Raw genomic sequence first — 20,136 nt, forward strand, 5'->3', positions numbered from 1 at the left:
TTAAGACCCACAAGATTTAACCCATACTAAAGGCAAACTCAAGAATGAACGCAACAACGAATAACACCGACGATGATATTGGCTTTCAAAAATATGTTGCAAACCGGCTATCGCCACTGAGTGATGTCGAGTTTGAAGTATTGCGATCTTTAATCTGTGGGTGCACTTATAAAGAGTACTTTGACCCGGCACAGTTCAGCGAAGCAAAGTACAACACTGTCTTTAGTGAATTGCAGGCAATGGTTAACGAGCCTGACCCTTCACTGTTTTTAGATGCGGCCTATAAGTGTGGGCTTGTCGTCAAGTCTCCTACACCTGCTATCTCAATCCTTTGGCCGTTGTTTAAATCTATGGAAGAAGACAAAGTCGAAGACGGGCTTTATCTATGGTCTGTTCATGAAGTTTTCCAAACCATGAAGCAGGAACTGGCCGACTTTGAAGCTCAGGATGATGAGCGACAAAAAGCAATGCTGGATGCCAGCCAAAAGGGCGAAGCGCTAATGATGTACTCACTGGAGTTAGCTGCATTAAACGCTGAGAACAAACAGCAGGTTGAGTCACTGGCGGCACTGGGAGAAAACGGGCTGTTTCTGTTTTTGAAGCGGCGTATTGAAGATTACTTAAATGTCGATATGAGCACCCAGCAGGGAGTCGAAGCGAAAGAACAACTTCAGAGGCTCGTTAATCAAACTCTTCAAGGTGAAACGGAGGGGTAGCCTTTCTCAACTATACGGCTTATTGAGAAATAAACAGCCATAACCATTACCTGTCAGGTAATGGTTATGGCTCTCCACATTGAATAGGCTATTCTTTACCTGCTCAAAACACAGGTTTTTTCAATGTAAGGAGACTGTTATGAAAACTGAAACACTGGTTGTTAAATGCTACGCTGTTATCTCGGTGCTGTTTGCACTGCCCGCCTTTTTAATGCCTGAGCTATTCGCACAGATACTGAAATACAATATTGATTTGCCTGCTGCAAAGATGGAGTTTGTCGCAGCGTACGGTGGCCTTATTCTAGGGTTGGGGGTGTTTCTTATGGTTTGCGCGAAGGAAAATGTTCGACTGGGTCTAATAGCCATACTTTGCATCGTCGGCACGTTATTTGTCGGGCGAGTAATAGGCTATCTCTTAGACGTTGAATCAACCCCGGTACAAAATTCATTTCTATTGATAGAGTTTTTGACCGTCTTGTTTATGGTTAAACTGTTGAGCCGCCATCGAAATAAACAGGCGCAACCTGTTACCTCTGTATAAGGTGCGTTGGCAGTGTGACTCTGCACTGTTGCTTTTGAGTGCTTGTGCCTATTTATGCTGAAAGCCTGTGTGTTTCCATGCAAAATAACTCACAATAAACTGCAATATCATCACTATTGCAAAGCTCCACTCAATTGCGTCATTGATTTCGTTAAAGCGTTCATAAAGCAAGTTTAAAATGCCATTCGCAGTGCCCCCCAAAACAAGCAGTGTGCTCAGGCCAAGTTGCCAGTAATAAACCGCCTTAATGGGTGACGCTGAGTGGGGGGCGCAGTAGCTTGAAAGTTGCTTGACCACCAAAATGTGTGAAAAAGCGGTGAAACCGAAAAATAGGGTAATGCCGATTCTACGTACAGTCTGAAAAGCATCTCCCACGATGCCTAACGCTGCGGTGTATAGAATTAATGCCAGCCCTGCGAGAACGCCCAGTACATGAATGACTGTCAAGTGCGATGCCTGCGTACTGTTCAGCTCAAATAGCCATTGTTTTGTTAACGCCCAATAGTGCATCATCAATAGGGCGGTCGGTATCATCAGCAGTTTAAAAATGAAAAACTCCGGTGGGTGTCGTCCTGTCGCACTAATTGACGTACAGCTTTCCCAATAGGGGATGCACCATGGCACATGACCATAACTGGCAGCCACTATATAACACAGGTGAACACAAACAATTGGCAATACCCCGGCGCTTAAGGCAACCGTCGATGGTTTCATTGCACCCTCCTATGACTAAACCGTCCCAAATAGGGATGGCCAGGTTGCTATACTTAGAGCCCACAAACCTACTCTTTAGCTTAGACCATCCCGCTGTCCGGTGTTTCTCTTGGTGCAACGAGTTGTTTAATCCGCGCACTTAAAGAGACATTGGGCTAACCTAACGGTGTTATGTTAAAACCTGCAATGGTAAGAACAGGCAAATACCTGCGAGAGCCAACGGTTGAGATACTAAAAAGGAGCGACTATGAGTATTACTGAATCTGCAAACTGTGATCTTGTTTTTTATACCAACCCGATGTCTCGTGGCCAAATCGTCCGCTGGATGCTCGAAGAAGTGGGGGCTCCCTATCGTCAGGAGCTAATAGAGTACGGCCCAGCGATGAAGTCGCCTGACTATCTTAAAATCAACCCCATGGGCAAAGTGCCGGCAATAACCCATAAAGGGGATGTCATTACCGAATGCGCAGCCATTTGCGGCTATCTGGCCGACGCATTCCCCGATGCTAACCTCGCGCCCGAGCTTGCAAACCGGGCTGACTACTACCGTTGGTTGTTTTTTGCTGCCGGGCCGCTTGAAGCTGCTGTGATTGATCGTGCTCTTAAGGTAACTATTGAGCAAGAACAGCAGCGCATGGTTGGTTACGGCACATTTGAGCGCACAATAGACGTTTTAGCGTCGGCTGTTAGCACGTCGGAGTATATTGCCGGTGATAAGTTTTCAGCGGCAGACGTATATGTTGGTGCTCATGTGATATGGGGGATGCAGTTTGGTTCGTTACCAAAACGTAGCGAGTTTGAAGCCTACGCCGAAAAGCTGGTTACCCGTCCCGCTTATATAAGAGCCAAAGAGATTGACGAGTCGCTGGGTAATAATGGTTAAGTAATAGAGGTTGACTGAATCGGTGACCGCTTAATCTGCTCTGAGTGTTGGTTGTTTTGAGAGGCCAAGAGTGAGTGAGAATAATAATTGTAAACAGGGCTGCTGTAGTGATGGAGCAATTATTGGTGATTTTAACAATAGGTGCTGTGTGGGTGAGGCATATCGTTAATCCTATTTGTGTTGGTGAGAGGTTTTTTTAAATAAAACGATCCCTGATTTCTTATGACGCATTTAAAGTGCGCCATATGTAGCCTTGCATGAAAGGAGGTACGACTGGAATTAAGGTAATTCAAAGAGCATTGATTATCCTTAGTGATATTTCGTGTACGGAGAAGAAAACCTTGATTCCGTTCGTTCCTCACTGCATACAAGGCTACAGTCTGCGGGAGACATCGACTCTAATTACAAGGTTTGAATGTCAATATCTAGACTGAGGGTATATTTATATAAGGCTACTTTTTACCATTAGCGGTAGTGATATTGATATGTTCAGTATATTGTACATGTTGTAGTGGTTAGATATACTTGTACTATTCAATGTACATGTCGAGGCGCTTATGAAAATTGTATCTTTTACTGAAGCTCGCAATGGTTTAAAGGCTGTTTTGGATTCCGTTGTAAACGATGCAGATTCAGCGATTATTACTCGCCGTGACTCTGAAGATGCTGTTGTAATGTCATTAAATTACTACAACAGTTTAATGGAAACTGTTCACTTATTAAGATCCCCGGCTAATGCTGAGCATTTAGCCAAGTCTATTGATCAATTTAGAAAAGGGTCTGCCACTCCCAGAGATCTAATAGATGAGTAGCCGGTTACTTGTATGGACTGATGAAGCGTGGAGTGACTATTTGTATTGGCAAGGTCAGGATAAAAAGACGCTAAAGCGTATTAACAAGCTTATCAGTGACTCCAAGAGAGCACCGTTCGAGGGGATAGGTAAACCAGAACCGTTAAAAGAGTACCTGTCTGGTTTTTGGTCTCGCAGAATTGATGATACAAATAGGTTGGTATATGCAGTAGATAATACATCACTAACAGTTATTTCTTGCAGATACCACTACTAGAACAGATTACATCCAACCTGGCCATATGAATCACTCAGTCAAAATAGCTCTATGTCTTTAGTCGGTGTTATTCAGGGCGGTGACAACGGCAATCGTTATCGCTTTCCTCCGCCCTTTTTCACGCGTATCCACAAACTAAAATAGCGCTGAACCGAATGTGGGTAGGTTAAAAAATGAGGCAGCGCTTTCCCTGACTTGTACGTTCATTGTGATAATCCCCTTGTTGAGTAAATGTAATGGCAGCACTGTTGTTTAGTGATGGTTTATTATCGTGGTAGGCCTGCGAATGTATGTGGTGCTTTTTTGGACAAAATAAGACGGCTTCGCATCAAAGGAGAGAGACTAATGGACAAATTGAGACAGACAAAAATAGTGACCTTCATCCCGAGTAAAGCTCACGCGAATCGTTCGTTTGGCATACCGCACCGCATTAGCGGTTGATATCTTGATGAAATCTACATAGGTTACTCCTTTGTTGTAGCTTATTTCTTTCGCGCTAAACTATGTTCACTGCCGCACAGGCAGCTTAGAAAACCAGCAGGTAAGGTGTTCAAGTAGATTTTTGGAGTGATAGATGAATATAAGGAAAATGGAAGAGAGGGATATTGAAGCCGTGAGTACTGTTTGTTTGGCTTCATTTACAAACTCAATTGCAGATACTTTGTCAGATAAAGGCGTTTCAACCTTTTCTGAAATCGCTGCAAGTAGCGCCTTTCTGAAAAGAATGAAAGAAGATAATTTAATGCTTGTCGCAGAGTGCGGCGGCGAGATTGAAGGAGTCATTGAGCTTAGAGAGGGGCGTCATGTTGCAATGCTGTTTGTTGAGCCGGAAAAACAAATGAAGGGTATTGGAAAGAAGCTGCTTTTATCAGCTCTACGTTATGCGAGAGTAGACACGGTCACTGTCAGTGCTTCGTTACCTTCAATTCCTGCTTATAAAAAATATGGTTTTGAATGTAAGGGCGATATCGCTGAGTCTGCTGGTTTGGTTTATCAACCGATGGAAATAGTGCTTAACCATTCAGTCCAGCCGGTCATTACAGCGTAGGTTGACAGAGACGTTAGGCACTATGGACATACAAATATATTCTGAAGAATGGGCTGAGGAAATCGCTGACCTGTTTTATCAATCAGTTCATGCTATTGATTCCTCTGTTTATACCTTGGAGCAAAAAACAGCGTGGGCACCCGCACCTATCGATTATGGGTTTTGGTCCCGTCGATTGAGTGAGAAAATGCCACTTATAGCCATCAGTGAAAACCGCGTAGCCGGGTTTATGGAGATGGATGACAGTGGTCACATTGACGTTGCTTATACTCATCCTGACTTTCAGGGAAAGGGCGTTGCATCTACTTTGTATGGGTATTTACTGAGGGGCGCAAAGAATAAAAATATCGACCGTTTATATGTTGAGGCGTCACTTGTTGCTAAGCCGTTCTTCGAGCATCGCGGCTTTTCAGTGGTCAAGAAGAATGAAGTGCAACGAAACGGGGTATTGTTAGTCAATTTCTCGATGGAAAAGCGTCTAAGCTCTGACATTAACGGTAGTCGACCCGAATGGCACGTACTTAAGCGTAACGGGAGGTGATTTCTAACATCATTTGGTGCGCAAGCGCATATGCGTTGTAGCCTTGATGAAAGGAGGTACGACTGTAATCAGGGTTGGGTTATTCGAGATTTCAGTGTGACGGGCTCCTTGATTTCGCTACACTGCTTTATAGCCTTCATCAGCGTGGGCCTGTAATATTCCATAGGGTCAATATGAGCACGCTTTGAGAGTGCTAACAATCAGGAAGCCTGTTATGAATTTAAGAGTCATTATTTTTGTTTTGGCTGCGTTTTTAAGCGGTTGTAATATCGCTGATGAGCTATGTGCATCGGATGCCGTTGCCGATAAGAAGCAACTTTGGGTATTTATGCAATTTAATGTGCCAGAGGAGGGGGAAAAGATTGAGTCTTATTACTACTTCGGCAAAATATCAGGGTCTCTATATGAGAAGATTAGCAGTAATGCAAAAAGCAGTGGCTTCGTAAAGCTTGAAGATGTTCGGTACTGGGGGGAAGATGATCTGGTGCACGAGTACCGTGACAATGAGTATACCGGTGAGCTGGTTTTTAAAATCGAGCATCTGGCCCGTGTAAAAGTATTAAAAATGGATCCGATGCTTGGGTTTAAGGAATCTGAGCTGGACGATGCCGCGCCTGTAGTGGAACCCGAAGGAGAAACCCCTAACGCAGCATCATAGGTTTGACGCTGCAATGTTCGCTGCAACCTTCACACAGAGGTTGCAGGCCTCATAACTAAGGACAGTTAAATGAAAAAACTTATCATACTCTTATCAATTGTAGCGGCGTCAGGTTGTTCTTTTTTTACCCCTCAAATAAATGACCCTGTCATAGAAGACAAACTAGGGCCGAGTTTCTGGACGAAAAGAGAAAACATCGGCACCCTATCGCTAACACCTGAGCGAAGGGTGGTGTTGGTTAACTTCTTTAACCAGCGGTTTTGTGCAGAAGCACCTTCTGAAACCGGACTGGACTTATCAAATATCATTAACGCGACTGGCTCTGCCGATGCATCGGCTCAAGGGAATATAGCGTTGGGCCTGCTTATTGGCTCCAGTAGCGGTAACTCGGTGCTAAACAAGCGTTCGCAAGCAGTGCAGATGTTCTTGGCCAACTCTTACTATACCTGCCAGATGTATATGAATGGGGCTATTAGCGGTGAACAGATGGTCGAGTTCCAGATTAAAACCATGAACCAGATAATACCTGTTCTAATGGCAGAACTGCCTCTGCTATACGGTTCGAACGAACCGCTTCAGACATCAAAAGTTCAACCGTTGGATGTTAATCAGGCCATTAAGGATATATTTAACAGCACGCTTAAAACCACTGAGCAAGAGCAGGCAGAAAAACCAAAACAACAGATTAGAAAGGAAATTTTAAGGTAACACCCGGCGGAGAAACTCCGCAACTCCACGGAATGACGAACCAGGCTTTCAACCGCTCCTGGAGCCTGGTTCGTACTAATAAGGAGCGAATAAACTAAATGGACTTATGTATGAAAGACGTATTTTTCTTTGATTCAATGTTAACCCCTAAAATCATCACCTTTGTTTATTGGCTGATGTTGCTTGGTGCGCTTACTTCAGGCCTGGTCACGATGTTTGTTGGGTACAATACTAACTTTTTAGGTGGTTTAGGGATGATTATTGGCGGTGCAATTGGTTCCAGAATTTGGTGTGAGCTGTTGATAGTGCTATTTAAAATCCATGAGAACCTTCAAAAGGTCGCAAACAAATAGGCAAACTTAACCTAACAGAAGGCTGCATTATCCAGTGCAGCCTTTATTTGTTTCAACGGCGTTAATAATAAGGAAGAACGAATGGAATCAACACTCAAATATATGTTGTATGCAATATCTTTGGTTGCACTGGGAACAGGGCTGAACGTTATGATTGGCGGAGCGTCAGCAATACCTGGCGCAAGTGGTGAAGTTGAAGCAACCGTCGACAATGAACTCAGATTCTTTGCTGTATTTTGGATTGCCTATGGCGCGTTTGGTGCTTGGATTGCGAGAAATATTAGAACGCAGTACATCTTTATCCCATTTATTGCATTGGTGTTTTTTCTGGGAGGTGTTGGCCGCTTGCTTTCGACGCTATTAGTTGGCGCGCCTGCTGATATCTTGATTCCGGCCATGGTTCTTGAGTTTGTCGTACCCATTGTTCTTTATCTGATCTACCGAAGATTGTTTAAAACGAGTGATACGTTGCAACCAGACTGTCCATAGAGCGTTTAAGCCGTGCAGCGTCACTGGGTATTGTTTGCCCCAAACCGGACTTTCTCGAATAATGCCTGAGATAAAACGGCATAATTTGGACGGTTGATATACTCTGTTTATATCTCGTTTAGAATAATCGGGCTAGAGGCAGACAATGCGTAACGGACAGGTTAGTAAATGGTTGTTTACAGCGTTTTATCTTGTATCGGGGTGTGCAGCCAAGCCCTATGCAATCGAACACTCTGAGCAATCTATGCTAGGTGGTTCTCATCGTGTCTGTATCGTTAACCATGGCTGGCATACCGGTTTTGTTGTTCCCGGAGAGGCTATTAAAAATAGCGTCCCGCAGTTAAAGAACAGGTTTGCCGACGCTGAATATGTAGAGTTTGGTTGGGGAGATAAAGGCTTTTACCAGGCAAAAGAAATTACCTTTGGGTTAGCGGTTCAGGCATTGTTTTGGTCTTCTGAGTCGGTCATCCATGTGGTATCGGTACCGGGAGACGTTCAAGATTATTTCTCAAATAGCAACATTGAGTGTTTTTGTTTAAATAATGGTGATTTTGCTTCGTTATTGGCGTTTATTTCAAATAGTTTTCTGCGCAACGAAGCTGGAGAAGTGGTGCCACAGGAGGCAGGCCTTTATGGAGACAGCCAGTTTTACGCCGGTATTGGTGATTATTATTTAATGAATACCTGTAACCAATGGACAGCGAAAGGTCTGCAAAGTGCAGGGTTTGAAATTTCTACTACGTTCAAATTAACGGCTGGAAGCATCATGGACTATCTAAACAGTCAGCCAGCAAATCTGCCAAATAGGTGTGATGATATTACCACGTCTGGCGAGCATAAATAGGGAGAAAACCGATGCGGATATTCATAAAACAAGCCGTGTTTCTGGCACGATGGTGAGCCCGGTCGTAGCAAGTGATATCTTCAATTTCATTGATCAAAGAGCCAAAGCAAAGCGGCATGCAACAGTCATTAAGGTCGTCTCAGCTAAGGTCGCAATAGTTTAGATAGCAGTTAAGGCAGTAGTTAGGATAGCAGTTATTAGGGTAGGTGTTGTTAGGGTAGGTGTTGTTAGGATAGCCGTTAAGGAAATTGATACAGAGTCGATATTTCAGTGAGCGAATCAAGGAGAAAGAGATGAAAGTAAATCAACTATCTACATGCTTTTGCACAAACGAAGTGTCTAAGTGCAAAGATTTTTATAAGCAGTATTTTGATGCAAAAATTACATTCGACTGTGGTTGGTATTTAAGTATGGATATAGGCACAAACGGGGCAAATATTCAGTTTATGGAACCACAAGGTGATATGGCTGTTTTTAGTGGCACAGGCGTAACGCTAAATTTGATTGTTGATGATGTTGACGCAGAACATCAGCGTTTAATGAACGCCGGCTTGTCCGAGGATATGCCGCTGGAAGACCATCCTTGGGGGGACAGAGGGTTTTCTGTCATAGACCCAATAGGGAATTCGGTTTATATCTACTCAGAGCGGGAGCCAACCGAGGAGTTTAAGCAGTTTATAAAGGCTTGATGCCGCCAACCTGATAGTCGCTAGTGTATAACAGGGAACGACAATGGAAATTAAACCAATAATGGAGGGACGCTGCCACTGTGGCGGCGTCGAATTTGAGGTGAAGCTGCCTAACGGGTTCGAAGAGCTAAGCCGATGCGATTGCTCTATGTGCAGCCGCAGAGGCGCGGTGGTAACCTCTGTCCCAATTGAGTTATTTAGAATTACAAACGGCAGTGAGCTTTTAACGTTATACGAATTCAATACCAAAACGGCCAAGCATTATTTCTGTTCGAGATGTGGTATCTATACTCATCACAAGAGGCGTTCAAACCCTAATCATTATGCTCTGAATGTGGCATGTCTGGATGGTATTAACCCATTCGAATTAGGCGATATACCCACCACTGACGGCATAAATCACTCTGCTGATCGAGATAAGTAACCAGCTGGATATTTATCTGAGCAGGGTGGTTGTTGTTTACCGTCCTGCTCACTTTAAAAGTAAAAACTAATCTATCCCTAAAGTAACAATCGAACCTGTCGATACAGAGTAATCAGCCTGTATGGATGGACCCAGTGATGAAACTACCCGCGATAAACCCTTTATATATACCATCAAATTCCACCTCGGTAAGCGTTTCTGAAGGTCAAAAGATCTCCGCAGACAAAATGGAAGAGATTCGAAAAACAGTCGTTGATGATCAATCTGCACTCAGTGATGTTCCAGCAGATATCACCCCTTTCACCGTTGAGTTATCCATTCCCGAATCCAAACCCTCCTATGTTCAGCACCAGGGCGTGGTGCGATATACGCCAGGTGGGCAACTGGAGCGTGAGGGGAAAGGCAGTGAGTGGAGACTCGATGCATTAGCGCATGGACTCGACTATCAAAATAGCAACAGAACATTTTCTCCAGGTTCAATTCTTTCGAACCTGACGGCGCTGAATGTTTCCAGTGGTTCCTATTATGATGCGTCGCGTTCTTACGTTGGTTCGGTACGTGTTGACGAAGCAGGGCAGCCTATCAAGCCAGGCTTTAACTCGTTTAGTGATGCGAATACTACGGCGACGTTTAGTTTGGATATTGAAACCCGCGATGGGGATAAAGTCTCCATTGAAATTGAGACAGAAGAGGGGTTCGGTAATTTCTTACGCTTTAATGGGACGTCTTTTAGTTTAGATATTGATGGTGAGTTGGATGAAGACGAACTGGAAGCCATTCAGGCGCTGGCTGTTGAGCTCAGTAATGCCTCTGGCGCATTTTATAATGGCCGGGGCATGGTTCAGCTGAATGGGTTGCAGAGTTTTGATCGAGAAGAGTTGGCCGGGTTTGACTTGGCTCTGAATGGCGAACTGCCGTCAAAAGGGGCGACGTTTCACTTTGATATTGACGAGCAAAGTGGGGAGCAAACGCTGGAAGCCTCACAAATGGGGCTTAAATATAACATCACGTTAGAACTGAATAACCGGCTGGTGAGTGAAAACGTACATCAGGATCTGGATAGCAATGAGCAGTTTTTGGCTTACCTTAAGACCATCGACTCTGCGTCTCGGGCCTATAAAGCGGCGGGCGTATCACCTCGGGATATTGCGACTTTTTTCAAAGATGGTTTCTCTACCGCGTTTCAGCTTTATCCTGATTCGTCTCAGGAAGCAGGCGAACCAAGCCCTTTGGAGGGCAACGTTAGTCCACAACAAGCGGCTTTAGCCCAGTCCGCTTTAAGTGGGCTGGCAGACTTTCAGGCAGACTTTTTTGCTGTAGGTCGTGATGGCATCAGCCCAAACCCGGAAAAACCATCGGAACGTTCTTTTATGTCTCTCGAAATGGAACAAGAGACAAAAATCCGAGGTAGCCATGCCCCCTATGGTGGCCCCGTCAAAGTAGAGCAATATTCACATTATGAGGCAGATATACGCCAACATAAGCCGCTGCCGGGCCTTGAACAGGTCGATTTTGAAAATAAAAATTATCAGTACGAAACACTGAAACAGCAGGAAACGCTGGTCAGATCGCTTGATATTGATAAAGAGGGCAGACTGGACTCTGGCAGTGTGGCGCATACGTATGACAAAGTAGAAACGGAAAAAGAGTACCGGGAAGGGCGGCTGGAAAAAGACCTTATGAGCAAAGAGCAGCAGGCTACCTTGCTGGCGAGTACAGACCTTGAAGCATTGCAACAAGATAAAGTAAACCGCCAACTGGGCATGTATAAAATTATTGATTCGCTCAGCTAGAAAGTGATATGTCGATAGAATAACCGTGGGGGCGGAGCTCGCATTAGGTAGCGACTTCTGCCAGCACCAAGTCCGTCCAGCATTTTAAATGTTGTCTAAAATGGCGGTTTCTTTGCCATCCAAACTTACCGTGTTTTTCTCTTTCCAGTACTCTTTTACACCCTCGCTACCTTTTTTCTCGGCCCACTTGGCCAGGGTGGGGCGCTCACTTTTCAAGTCATATAAAGGCACGGCATAACCACAAGAGGTTTGAACCAGGTCTATTTCAAGTTCAAATATCTGACGGGCACCGGGTGATTCGGGAAACAACGAATATAACTCGTTCCAGCGCTCATCTTTAGTGTGATGGGCGGTAGCCTCTCCATAAAGCCTTAAAATCAGGGGTTGTTTGTCAAAAGAGCAAAACATCACGGTCATGCGCGGGTTTTCTGAAACATGGGCGGCTGTCTCATTGCCGCTGCCTGTCAGGTTTAACCAGGCAACTTCGGAGGGGCTGATTACCCTAAAGCTATCCATTCCTTTTGGCGATACGTTAACACGTCCTTCAGAGCCCGCCGTGCCAACAAAATAGAGGTGTTGGTTTTGTATAAACGCAATATGCTTGTCGTTAAGTCGCTCGAATTTCTCTGACATGAGGCATTCCGTGGTATTGTTAATAATGACTGTATGCTAATCGTGACCGTATTAAAAAATCTTGATGGCCGAGAGAAACCTTACGTTATCACTCATTAACCATAAGCGCCAGCCAGCTCTCGTTCACAACCGAGGCTGTTTTTCTTTGTCAGGCCATGAGTTCATCACGGTTGAGCTCAATCCACTGGGTTGATGCGTCATACAGCTCTTTTTTGCTTTTTCCATCAGGGCGGATGGGCGCTCCAATTTTCACCGTAATTTTACCGGGGGTTAATATTAAGCTGTTTGACGGTACGCAAAGCCCTGCGTTGTGAGCAACCGGCACAATGGGCAGTTTGCTATGGTGAGCCAGCGCTGCACCACCACGATTAAACTTTACGGTCTGGCCTTTTTTGACACGAGTCCCTTCAGGGAATATCAGTACCGAACGCTTATCCAAAACCCGTTCATGACCCTGTGCGATTAATTGCTTGAAGGCCTGTATCGGGTGGCCTCTATCAATGGCAATGGGCTCCAGGAAACGCATTCCCCAGCCAAACAGGGGGATCTTTAACAGCTCTTTTTTGAGCACGGTGCTGAGTGGGGAGAAGAGTGTTTGTAGCAGAAATGTCTCCCAGCTACTCTGGTGGTTGCTGAGAATAATGCAAGGGCCGTCTGGAATATTTTCTTGTCCTTCGATCTCGTAATGCACTCCACAAATAACTTTGCTCCACCACAAAACAAATATGTTGTATCGCGTGAACACGTATTGTCGCTGCTCTATATTTAATAGCGGGGCAATGAGTAGCGTTGAGCAGCAGTGCAATAGTAACGTTATACTGCACCCGGCATGAAAAATGATGGATCGTATTACCAGAATGATGTTTGCGCTAATGTCTTTCATGGTGTCTTACGCTGGCGATGTTTGAGGCTGCCCTATGGTTAATGAGTTGAACTGAGGGTTATTTTAATTTCAAATGAAATTTGAGTCTTGTCATTAGGTAACAATGGCTTGACCGGATACATCATTGAGTTAGATAGCCTTGTTCATGAGGTTGGTTTGTCAGCGGGCGTATGTTAGTTTTTCATAAAGACTCAAAGGGGGGGCTCATCTTGATTAGTCAATCGCTTGCTAAATTATCTGATATCGCTACTGAAGCACATACGCGAATTCAACAAACATTCGCACATATCGACCCCATCGTGGGTGTCAATCAAAGTATGCGTAAGAGCGGTGTACCCGCTGACCTAATGACGATAGACTGTCTAAAAAGTGGCAAACGAATCATTCTTGTTCTGCATGACCAGACGCCTGATGTCATCAGTTATCAATTCTCATACAAAGATCAAGACCCGGCTGATACCTTTGAACGTATCAAGTTTGCAGAGTTAACGTCAGCGACCCTGTATGACTGGATGAAGAGTTACTTTTTACCCCCGCAAAGCTAGCCTGTTTTGAATAAGGGAGTATTTGAATAAAGGAATATTTGAATAAGGGAATCAACGATGGCACTTAAACAGAATTTTGAATTAATGGCTGGTTACAATCAGTGGATGAACGAGAAAGTATACACTGCTGCGGCAAGCTTCGACCAGATTCAACTTGCTGAAGATAAGGGCGCGTTTTTTGGTTCTATACTGGGGTCACTTAATCACATTTTGGTTGGCGACACTATCTGGTTGAAACGGTTTGCTTTGCACCCGGCGCAATACTCCTCGTTGGAGGCCGTTAGGTCGTTTCCTGTTCCAGCGGCGTTAAACCAGATTCTCTACAATAATTTTACCGACCTGAGAAATGCCCGTTCAGAACTGGATAAGACAATTGTTAGCTGGTCTGTAGAGGCATCAGAGAGCGACTACGAGCGTGATCTATCATATAGCAATACCAAAGGCCTCTCTTTTACTAAAAAATTTGGTTTCCTGGTTCATCACTTTTACAACCATCAAACCCACCATCGGGGACAGATTACGACGCTGTTGACACAGTGTGGCGCAGACGTGGGTGTTACCGACCTTGTTGCGTTTATGCCTTAGAATAAGCCGCTGGCATGAGGGCCTGGGCATAGATGTTGTGCTAACTATTCGCCGCTTTGTTGTCCTGTTTTAGTAAGGCCATAAACTTTTTGCTCAGGTCAAGAAATCGCGGTGTTGGGCCAATATCTTCGTAGAGAGGGTCTCCCTGTTCATCTTCTGCGATCACTTTGCTCCCTGTTTTATAGGGAAAGCTGGTTTCAAGTTCATCAAGTGCAGCTGAAAGTAGCTCACTAAGTAGCTCTTCTTCCGTTCGTTTAGGGTACATTTCAGAAAGCGCAGCAATACGAGCGGCATCTTCAATAGGGAGGCGTAAAGCGTACTCTTTGCTGGTGAGTCGTGCTTTTGCTGAGTTTTCCCAATGTTTGGCAAGAGTTGATATTTTCATCGTCACACCTGCTATTCTAATGTTAGAAATCATTATGTTAGCGATAAGAAACACGTAATATATCGCGATAAAAAATTGTTTTTTTCTTTATTTAAGTGTAGACCTATCACTATAAAGTCCAAGTGAATTTTTAGAATTCACTCTAAATTTTAGGGCTGCTTATGCATTTTCGTTTATGGAGAAAGATATGTCTGAGCTACATCCATCGTTAAGAGACAATGTACGGACGCTTGGGGAGCTTCTTGGATCAAGCATTGAGGAGCATTTAGGCCCGGATTTTCTAAACAAAATCGAGGCGATACGTGCCGCCGCGAAAGACGACCGAGGGCGTAAAGGCGAATCCAGCCCCGCATTGTTAAAAATTCTCTCTGAAATGAAAGATACCGAGCTGGTGCCGGTGACTCGTGCGTTTAATCAGTTTTTGAATCTGGCTAATATTGCTGAGCAGTATCATGGGATTCGTCGCCATAAAGAAGATGACTCGGTTGATGATCTGGAGTCACTATCAGAACTGTTTGCCCGCTTGAAAGCGTCTGGTATCAGCACAGATAAAATTCGTCAGCTAGTGAGTGAACTCAATGTTGAATTTGTTTTGACTGCCCACCCTACAGAGGTCACTCGTCGTACACTGATTATGAAATATGAGTCGATAGCGGGTTGTTTGGCCGCACTGGATCAGAATGATCTGTCGACAGACGAAAAGCAGGCGATTATCGATGAGCTAAAAATACTGGTTGCTGAGGCGTGGCATACTGATGAGATCAGGCACGACCGGCCGACCTCGGTGGATGAAGCCAAATGGGGCTTTGCGGTTATTGAAAACAGCCTTTGGTACGCCGTGCCGAAATTTCTTAGAGGCATGGATAAAGCGTTGCATGAGCAGTGTGGTGAAGGGTTGTCGACGAACTCATGCCCAATACGGATTGCTTCGTGGATGGGGGGAGACAGAGATGGTAACCCCAACGTGACAGCACCGGTAACACAGGAAGTGATGTTGCTTAGCCGCTGGATGGCGGCCGACTTATATCTACGTGATATCAACGCGTTGAGAAACCAGCTGTCAATGTGGGATGCCAGTGATGAGTTGCAGAAACAAGCGGGTAGTAGCCGGGAGCCATACCGTGAGCTGTTAGGTCGTTTACGCAGGCAGTTAATAGCCACCAGACATTGGGCTGAAAAGACGATTGATTGTCTCAAAAAGGGGCAGACAGATTTATTGACTCCCGAGCCGAACGTGTTGCTTGAAAATAGCCGTTTGGTTGAACCGCTACTGACGTGTTATCGCTCTTTAACTGAAAAAGGTCTCCATACCATTGCCAATGGCCAGCTACTGGATACCATAAGGCGGGTACACTGTTTTGGCCTTGAGCTGGTAAAGCTCGATATCCGCCAAGACTCGGAGCGCCACCGAAATGTGCTGAATGAAGTTACGCAGTACCTGGGCATGGGGGCATTCTCGGCCTGGAGTGAAGACGAAAAAGTGGCGTTTTTGGTAAAAGAGCTGCAAAGCAATCGTCCATTAATTCCACAAAAGTGGCCCGCCTCAGATGAAGTGGCTGAGGTCTTGTCTACATGCCGGGTTATCGCACAGCAGCCGCCTGAAGCATTAGGGTCTTACGTGATATCAATGGCGGGTCTGCCGTCTGACGTATTGACGGTGATTTTGCTACTCAGAGAGAGCGGAATGGCGCATCCAATGCGTATAGTTCCGCTTTTCGAAACACTTGATGATTTACGCTATGCCCCTGAATGTATTGATCGTTTGTTATCAAACAACTGGTACAAAGCATATACCCAAGGGCATCAGGAAGTGATGATTGGCTATTCTGACTCTGCCAAAGATGCAGGTCAGATGATGGCGGCCTGGGCGCAATACCAGGCACAGGAAAAACTGGTCACAACGGCTGGGCAGCATGGTGTTCGCCTGACACTGTTCCATGGTCGAGGCGGTACGGTCGGACGAGGTGGCGGCCCGGCAAATCGCGCTATTCGGTCACAGCCACCCGGTTCTGTGAATGGCACGTTTAGAATTACCGAACAGGGTGAGATGATCCGTTTTAAGTTTGGTCTGCCAAAAGTAGCCGAGCAAAGCTTAGCGGTATATACCTCGGCAGTTATTGAAGCCTCATTACTGCCGCCGCCACAGCCAAAAGGGGAGTGGCGTGAAACGATGGACTGGTTGACCGAGCGTTCATTGAAGTCTTATCGCAATATTGTGCGAGAACACCCAGACTTCGTCAGTTATTTCCGCGACGGTACGCCAGAGCAGGAGCTGGGTAAGCTGGCGCTGGGCAGTCGCCCGGCTAAGCGTAAAGCGACCGGCGGCGTTGAGAGTCTCAGGGCTATCCCGTGGATTTTTGCCTGGACGCAAAACAGGTTGATGTTACCCGCGTGGTTAGGTGGGGACGAAGCAATTAAGGCCGCGCTGGAAGAAGGTAAAACGGCGATGCTGCAAACCATGATTAAAGAGTGGCCATTCTTTAAAACCCATATTGATATGCTGGAAATGGTGGTTGCAAAAGCGGATACCCGCATTGCCCGCTATTACGATAACCGTTTGGTTGCGGAAAACCTTAAACCATTGGGCAAACTGCTAAGGCAGAGACTCAAAGATACAGTTAAATGGGTGAACGAGCTTAAGCAACAGGAGTCGCTGTTACGCGATAACCCCGCTTTCAAGCATTCAATGATCGTTCGAAACCCCTATACCGATCCGCTTCATTATCTTCAGGCAGAGTTGCTTAAACGGGACAGGGCAGGAGATGATGTAAGTTTGGCGACCGTTGAAAGAGCGTTAAAAGTGACAATGGCCGGGATAGCCGCAGGAATGCGAAATACAGGGTGATTATCTGTGCCCTTTCATTTCGTTACAAAACGTAAACTTTGGCTACAGGTAATTGTGAACGGATCGTCATGTAGCCAGGGTTTGACGCGCTAAACTAGCGGCATTCTTATCGTTAAGGTGGTGTATTTGTGCCAATTGCAGTTAAGTTAAATCAGTATCTGAGTCGTCAGAATGTGTTTGTTCATGAGATTCACCATGAGCGAGCAGGGTCGTTGAACTGTGCAATCAGCAAGGCTAACCTGACGCCAGAAGCCACCTTGAAATCAGCGCTGTTGATCGATGTGAAAGGGGTCTTGATGGCAGTGTATCCGTACCCAGCGGAACTCAATGTTGACGCGATCAACCAGCTGCTGGGGCGCAACCTGCAACCTCTTACACAGGAGCAGTCCGATAAGCTGTTTACAGACTGTGAGGCTGGCGCACACCCGCCGATTGGCGCGGCATATGGCATCTCCACGATTATTGATGATTCGCTACTCGAACAGGATTTGTTTTATCTCCAGAGCGGTTGTAATACCACAATGCTGCAAATGGATGGTCGAGCGTTTAGGCTCTCTATTGCTGGTGCGAGCAAAGGAAAGATCGCTACATGGAAACAAGGGGCTGATGGGGGGGCATTTATTAATAATGGTGACCTGTCTATTGATGATGTCGCCAAGAAGTTAGAGAAACTCTATCGCCTTCCGCCAATGCCTGCTATTGCGGTAAAAATACTGCATTTGGTGACCGACCCTGATTCGTCAGTCGGGGAGCTGGCAGAGGTGATTGAGTGTGACCCAAGTCTGGCGGCGCAAATTATGCGCTATTCACGTTCAGCGCTGTTTAACTATCAGGGCGATATTCGAAGCGTACAAGACGCGGTTAATATAGTACTTGGGTTTGAGCGCGTTGCTCACATCGCCATGGGGGTTGCTGCGTCAAAGGCATTTAATATACCTAATGAAGGCCCGCTGGGCCTCGATGCTTTCTGGAAGCACACACTATATAGCGCAACACTATGCCAGCATATCGCTCAAAAACTTCCTGCTGAGGTGGGGGTTGATCCTGGTCTTGCATATTTGGTTGGTCTTTTGCACAACTTTGGTTTACTGCTGGTGGGACACTTGTTTCCACCGGAATTCTGTATGCTGAACAAATTGAGAGATGCTAACCCTGAGCAATCGATGGCAACGATTGAGAAACAGGTTTTTGGCATGGGTGGTGCGCAGGATCTAATTGCTCTCGGGCATGGCACCATCGGTGGAATTTTGTTGAGAATGTGGAACTTGCCTGAAGAAGTAGTTAAATCGGCCGCAATGCATCAGGTTATTGGCTATGAGGGTGATTGCCAAAGCTATGTTCAGTTAGTTCAGCTGGCCAATTGTTTACTAAAGCCTCATGGCATTGGTGATGAGTTAAATGAACAAGATCCTGCGCCGTTAATTGAGGCACTTGGTTTAACCGCTGAACGCACACAGGAAATATCTGATGCTGCACTGGCTCGCTGTGGTGATCTGGATGCAATGGCCGCAGAGATGGCGGCCTGAATGTGCTAAATAAACGCGCTAAGTAAGCGTTCTCAATCCTGAGACTCCGAAACACAGAGATTCTAAAATATCGGGCCAGTGCTCGCTGCGAATCTCTCCTCTCTTTCTGGCTGTTGCCTTTTATTGCTGCAACTTCGTATAATGTCCGGCTTGCTATAATGAGCGTGCAAAAGAAAACGAGCGTTTTAGGTGTAAGTATTTGATAACTCATTGGTTTGGCTTTGGCGGGCAATGGGGTGGCAGGCTTGCAGCAGTTGTTTGATACTGGGCACAGGTTAATCTTGTGTTAGGTCTTGGTTAATACTTTGTTGGTTAAACCGTAATAATCTTTCAATACAAGGTCGTATTGAGAGGGTTTAATTGATTTATCAAAATGAGGCATTGGTAAACATAAGGTCCGTTATCAAATCGGCAAAAGACTGCAAGACCGGAAATGTATTTTGATTATTCTTTTAAAACTACTTTAAAATCTATGGGAGCAATCCAGCAATGCGAGTTATTTTATTAGGCGCACCTGGCGCAGGTAAGGGCACACAGGCTCAGTTCATCTCTGAAAAGTATGGTATTCCTCAAATCTCAACCGGAGACATGTTGCGTGCCGCCGTTAAAGCGGGTACGCCACTGGGGCTTAAAGTTAAAGAAGTGATGTCATCGGGCGGCCTGGTTTCTGATGAAACGATCATTGCGCTGATTCAGGAGCGAATTCAAGATCAGGATTGTGCAAACGGTTTCCTGTTTGATGGATTCCCAAGAACAATCCCGCAAGCTGAAGCGCTTAAAAGCAATGGGATAACAATTGATTCAGTTGTTGAAATTAATGTTGATGACGAAGAAATTATTGGTCGTCTAAGTGGTCGTCGTGTACATGAGGCGAGCGGTCGAGTTTATCATATTAAATACAATGCCCCTAAGGTAGAGGGCAAAGATGATGAAACCGGCGAACCATTGATCCAGCGTGAAGACGACACCGAAGCAACAGTCCGTAAGCGTTTGGATGTATATCATGCCCAAACAGCGCCGTTGGTTGAGTACTATCAAGGCTGGGCTAAGGAAGACCCTGAAAATGCACCTGTTTATGTTGCGGTTCAAGGTGTCGGTACGGTAGAAGATATCCGTGATAAGGTATTCGCAGGGTTGGAAGGCTAAGCCAACCATTGATTATTGAAATAGAGGCTTAGATGACCTCTTAAAAGGCTGTATCCGAACTTCGGTACAGCTTTTTTTTTGAACTTCCAGTTAGAAATAAGCAATGTGTTTAGCACTGG

Annotated in this window: 24 protein-coding genes; 20 read left to right on the forward strand and 4 right to left on the reverse strand. The window is 45.4% G+C overall.

Translation table 11 applies throughout. The annotated features are described in order from the left end of the window. Positions 1–44 precede the first annotated feature (44 nt). Both MY523_RS04000 and MY523_RS04005 read left to right on the forward strand, forming a co-directional pair. Positions 45–716, forward strand: a complete 672-nt coding sequence (locus MY523_RS04000) for a hypothetical protein (RefSeq protein ID WP_250657519.1) — start codon at positions 45–47, stop codon at positions 714–716. A 139-nt stretch (positions 717–855) separates the two neighbouring features. Then, positions 856–1,257 carry a DUF4345 family protein gene (locus tag MY523_RS04005; RefSeq protein ID WP_250657520.1) on the forward strand — a complete coding sequence of 134 codons (402 nt, stop codon included), beginning with the start codon at positions 856–858 and terminating at the stop codon, positions 1,255–1,257. Between the two features lie 48 nt (positions 1,258–1,305). On the opposite strand, the gene MY523_RS04010 is transcribed toward MY523_RS04005, so the two are convergent. Further along, positions 1,306–1,971 carry a Frag1/DRAM/Sfk1 family protein gene (locus tag MY523_RS04010; protein ID WP_250657521.1) on the reverse strand — a complete coding sequence of 222 codons (666 nt, stop codon included), beginning with the start codon at positions 1,969–1,971 and terminating at the stop codon, positions 1,306–1,308. Between the two features lie 247 nt (positions 1,972–2,218). Here MY523_RS04010 and MY523_RS04015 point away from each other — a divergent pair, with 247 nt between their 5' ends. The 13 genes from MY523_RS04015 (at position 2,219) to MY523_RS04075 (ending at position 11,469) form a co-directional block, all read left to right on the forward strand. After that, positions 2,219–2,854 carry a glutathione S-transferase family protein gene (locus tag MY523_RS04015; protein WP_250657522.1) on the forward strand — a complete coding sequence of 212 codons (636 nt, stop codon included), beginning with the start codon at positions 2,219–2,221 and terminating at the stop codon, positions 2,852–2,854. A 557-nt stretch (positions 2,855–3,411) separates the two neighbouring features. Next, complete coding sequence (locus MY523_RS04020) at positions 3,412–3,666, forward strand: type II toxin-antitoxin system Phd/YefM family antitoxin (protein ID WP_250657523.1); 255 nt, start codon at positions 3,412–3,414, stop codon at positions 3,664–3,666. Then, positions 3,659–3,922 carry a Txe/YoeB family addiction module toxin gene (locus MY523_RS04025; protein ID WP_250657524.1) on the forward strand — a complete coding sequence of 88 codons (264 nt, stop codon included), beginning with the start codon at positions 3,659–3,661 and terminating at the stop codon, positions 3,920–3,922. Before MY523_RS04020 ends, MY523_RS04025 begins: the two co-directional genes overlap by 8 nt. A gap of 574 nt (positions 3,923–4,496) precedes the next feature. Further along, positions 4,497–4,970 carry a GNAT family N-acetyltransferase gene (locus MY523_RS04030; protein WP_250657525.1) on the forward strand — a complete coding sequence of 158 codons (474 nt, stop codon included), beginning with the start codon at positions 4,497–4,499 and terminating at the stop codon, positions 4,968–4,970. Positions 4,971–4,992: 22 nt separating this feature from the next. Further along, positions 4,993–5,511 carry a GNAT family N-acetyltransferase gene (locus MY523_RS04035; RefSeq protein WP_250657526.1) on the forward strand — a complete coding sequence of 173 codons (519 nt, stop codon included), beginning with the start codon at positions 4,993–4,995 and terminating at the stop codon, positions 5,509–5,511. 214 nt (positions 5,512–5,725) lie between these two features. Next, complete coding sequence (locus tag MY523_RS04040) at positions 5,726–6,169, forward strand: hypothetical protein (protein WP_250657527.1); 444 nt, start codon at positions 5,726–5,728, stop codon at positions 6,167–6,169. 69 nt (positions 6,170–6,238) lie between these two features. Then, a complete protein-coding gene (locus MY523_RS04045; RefSeq protein ID WP_250657528.1) occupies positions 6,239–6,877 on the forward strand; it encodes a hypothetical protein in 639 nt (212 codons plus the stop codon). Between the two features lie 110 nt (positions 6,878–6,987). Beyond that, positions 6,988–7,230, forward strand: a complete 243-nt coding sequence (locus MY523_RS04050; protein WP_250657529.1) for a DUF4282 domain-containing protein — start codon at positions 6,988–6,990, stop codon at positions 7,228–7,230. A gap of 81 nt (positions 7,231–7,311) precedes the next feature. Then, complete coding sequence (locus MY523_RS04055) at positions 7,312–7,719, forward strand: DUF4345 domain-containing protein (protein WP_250657530.1); 408 nt, start codon at positions 7,312–7,314, stop codon at positions 7,717–7,719. Between the two features lie 145 nt (positions 7,720–7,864). Beyond that, positions 7,865–8,563, forward strand: coding sequence for a TIGR02117 family protein (locus MY523_RS04060; RefSeq protein WP_250657531.1), 699 nt, complete (start codon positions 7,865–7,867; stop codon positions 8,561–8,563). A gap of 293 nt (positions 8,564–8,856) precedes the next feature. Next, complete coding sequence (locus tag MY523_RS04065) at positions 8,857–9,252, forward strand: VOC family protein (RefSeq protein ID WP_250657532.1); 396 nt, start codon at positions 8,857–8,859, stop codon at positions 9,250–9,252. A 43-nt stretch (positions 9,253–9,295) separates the two neighbouring features. Beyond that, positions 9,296–9,676, forward strand: coding sequence for a GFA family protein (locus tag MY523_RS04070; RefSeq protein WP_250657533.1), 381 nt, complete (start codon positions 9,296–9,298; stop codon positions 9,674–9,676). A gap of 134 nt (positions 9,677–9,810) precedes the next feature. Next, positions 9,811–11,469 carry a hypothetical protein gene (locus MY523_RS04075; RefSeq protein WP_250657534.1) on the forward strand — a complete coding sequence of 553 codons (1,659 nt, stop codon included), beginning with the start codon at positions 9,811–9,813 and terminating at the stop codon, positions 11,467–11,469. A gap of 84 nt (positions 11,470–11,553) precedes the next feature. Here MY523_RS04075 and MY523_RS04080 read toward each other — a convergent pair whose 3' ends face one another. Next, complete coding sequence (locus tag MY523_RS04080) at positions 11,554–12,102, reverse strand: pyridoxamine 5'-phosphate oxidase family protein (RefSeq protein ID WP_250657535.1); 549 nt, start codon at positions 12,100–12,102, stop codon at positions 11,554–11,556. Between the two features lie 148 nt (positions 12,103–12,250). Continuing rightward, entirely contained in the window at positions 12,251–12,985 is a 735-nt protein-coding gene (locus tag MY523_RS04085; RefSeq protein ID WP_250657536.1) for a lysophospholipid acyltransferase family protein, read from the reverse strand. A 209-nt stretch (positions 12,986–13,194) separates the two neighbouring features. Here MY523_RS04085 and MY523_RS04090 point away from each other — a divergent pair, with 209 nt between their 5' ends. Together MY523_RS04090 and MY523_RS04095 are read left to right on the forward strand one after the other, a co-directional pair. Beyond that, positions 13,195–13,530: a hypothetical protein gene (locus MY523_RS04090; RefSeq protein ID WP_250657537.1), complete on the forward strand. Its 336-nt coding sequence runs from the start codon at positions 13,195–13,197 to the stop codon at positions 13,528–13,530. A gap of 57 nt (positions 13,531–13,587) precedes the next feature. Then, a complete protein-coding gene (locus tag MY523_RS04095) occupies positions 13,588–14,115 on the forward strand; it encodes a DinB family protein (RefSeq protein WP_250657538.1) in 528 nt (175 codons plus the stop codon). 40 nt (positions 14,116–14,155) lie between these two features. Here the strand turns inward: MY523_RS04095 and MY523_RS04100 are convergent, their stop codons facing one another. After that, positions 14,156–14,500, reverse strand: a complete 345-nt coding sequence (locus MY523_RS04100; protein WP_250657539.1) for a pilin assembly protein — start codon at positions 14,498–14,500, stop codon at positions 14,156–14,158. 187 nt (positions 14,501–14,687) lie between these two features. Here MY523_RS04100 and ppc point away from each other — a divergent pair, with 187 nt between their 5' ends. The 3 genes from ppc to adk all read left to right on the forward strand — a co-directional run bounded on the left by ppc (position 14,688) and on the right by adk (position 20,017). Continuing rightward, positions 14,688–17,345, forward strand: coding sequence for a phosphoenolpyruvate carboxylase (ppc, locus tag MY523_RS04105; protein ID WP_250657540.1), 2,658 nt, complete (start codon positions 14,688–14,690; stop codon positions 17,343–17,345). A gap of 128 nt (positions 17,346–17,473) precedes the next feature. Next, positions 17,474–18,871: an HDOD domain-containing protein gene (locus tag MY523_RS04110; RefSeq protein ID WP_250657541.1), complete on the forward strand. Its 1,398-nt coding sequence runs from the start codon at positions 17,474–17,476 to the stop codon at positions 18,869–18,871. A 489-nt stretch (positions 18,872–19,360) separates the two neighbouring features. After that, positions 19,361–20,017 (forward strand): adenylate kinase, encoded by a 657-nt coding sequence (gene adk / locus MY523_RS04115; protein WP_250657542.1) that lies wholly within the window; start codon positions 19,361–19,363, stop codon positions 20,015–20,017. The last annotated feature ends 119 nt before the right edge of the window (positions 20,018–20,136 follow it).

Source organism: Alkalimarinus coralli (genome assembly GCF_023650515.1).
GTDB lineage: Bacteria > Pseudomonadota > Gammaproteobacteria > Pseudomonadales > Oleiphilaceae > Alkalimarinus > Alkalimarinus coralli.

Bases quoted from the DNA above. Each gene is read 5' to 3' on its own strand.
- MY523_RS04065 (WP_250657532.1), top strand. From the start codon at position 8,857: ATGAAAGTAAATCAACTATCTACATGCTTTTGCACAAACGAAGTGTCT.
- MY523_RS04010 (WP_250657521.1), bottom strand. From the start codon at position 1,971: ATGAAACCATCGACGGTTGCCTTAAGCGCCGGGGTATTGCCAATTGTT.
- MY523_RS04070 (WP_250657533.1), top strand. From the start codon at position 9,296: ATGGAAATTAAACCAATAATGGAGGGACGCTGCCACTGTGGCGGCGTC.
- MY523_RS04005 (WP_250657520.1), top strand. From the start codon at position 856: ATGAAAACTGAAACACTGGTTGTTAAATGCTACGCTGTTATCTCGGTG.
- MY523_RS04025 (WP_250657524.1), top strand. From the start codon at position 3,659: ATGAGTAGCCGGTTACTTGTATGGACTGATGAAGCGTGGAGTGACTAT.
- MY523_RS04100 (WP_250657539.1), bottom strand. From the start codon at position 14,500: ATGAAAATATCAACTCTTGCCAAACATTGGGAAAACTCAGCAAAAGCA.
- MY523_RS04000 (WP_250657519.1), top strand. From the start codon at position 45: ATGAACGCAACAACGAATAACACCGACGATGATATTGGCTTTCAAAAA.
- MY523_RS04015 (WP_250657522.1), top strand. From the start codon at position 2,219: ATGAGTATTACTGAATCTGCAAACTGTGATCTTGTTTTTTATACCAAC.
- MY523_RS04050 (WP_250657529.1), top strand. From the start codon at position 6,988: ATGAAAGACGTATTTTTCTTTGATTCAATGTTAACCCCTAAAATCATC.
- MY523_RS04045 (WP_250657528.1), top strand. From the start codon at position 6,239: ATGAAAAAACTTATCATACTCTTATCAATTGTAGCGGCGTCAGGTTGT.
- ppc (WP_250657540.1), top strand. From the start codon at position 14,688: ATGTCTGAGCTACATCCATCGTTAAGAGACAATGTACGGACGCTTGGG.
- adk (WP_250657542.1), top strand. From the start codon at position 19,361: ATGCGAGTTATTTTATTAGGCGCACCTGGCGCAGGTAAGGGCACACAG.
- MY523_RS04060 (WP_250657531.1), top strand. From the start codon at position 7,865: ATGCGTAACGGACAGGTTAGTAAATGGTTGTTTACAGCGTTTTATCTT.
- MY523_RS04080 (WP_250657535.1), bottom strand. From the start codon at position 12,102: ATGTCAGAGAAATTCGAGCGACTTAACGACAAGCATATTGCGTTTATA.
- MY523_RS04020 (WP_250657523.1), top strand. From the start codon at position 3,412: ATGAAAATTGTATCTTTTACTGAAGCTCGCAATGGTTTAAAGGCTGTT.
- MY523_RS04085 (WP_250657536.1), bottom strand. From the start codon at position 12,985: ATGAAAGACATTAGCGCAAACATCATTCTGGTAATACGATCCATCATT.
- MY523_RS04035 (WP_250657526.1), top strand. From the start codon at position 4,993: ATGGACATACAAATATATTCTGAAGAATGGGCTGAGGAAATCGCTGAC.
- MY523_RS04030 (WP_250657525.1), top strand. From the start codon at position 4,497: ATGAATATAAGGAAAATGGAAGAGAGGGATATTGAAGCCGTGAGTACT.
- MY523_RS04055 (WP_250657530.1), top strand. From the start codon at position 7,312: ATGGAATCAACACTCAAATATATGTTGTATGCAATATCTTTGGTTGCA.
- MY523_RS04095 (WP_250657538.1), top strand. From the start codon at position 13,588: ATGGCACTTAAACAGAATTTTGAATTAATGGCTGGTTACAATCAGTGG.
- MY523_RS04040 (WP_250657527.1), top strand. From the start codon at position 5,726: ATGAATTTAAGAGTCATTATTTTTGTTTTGGCTGCGTTTTTAAGCGGT.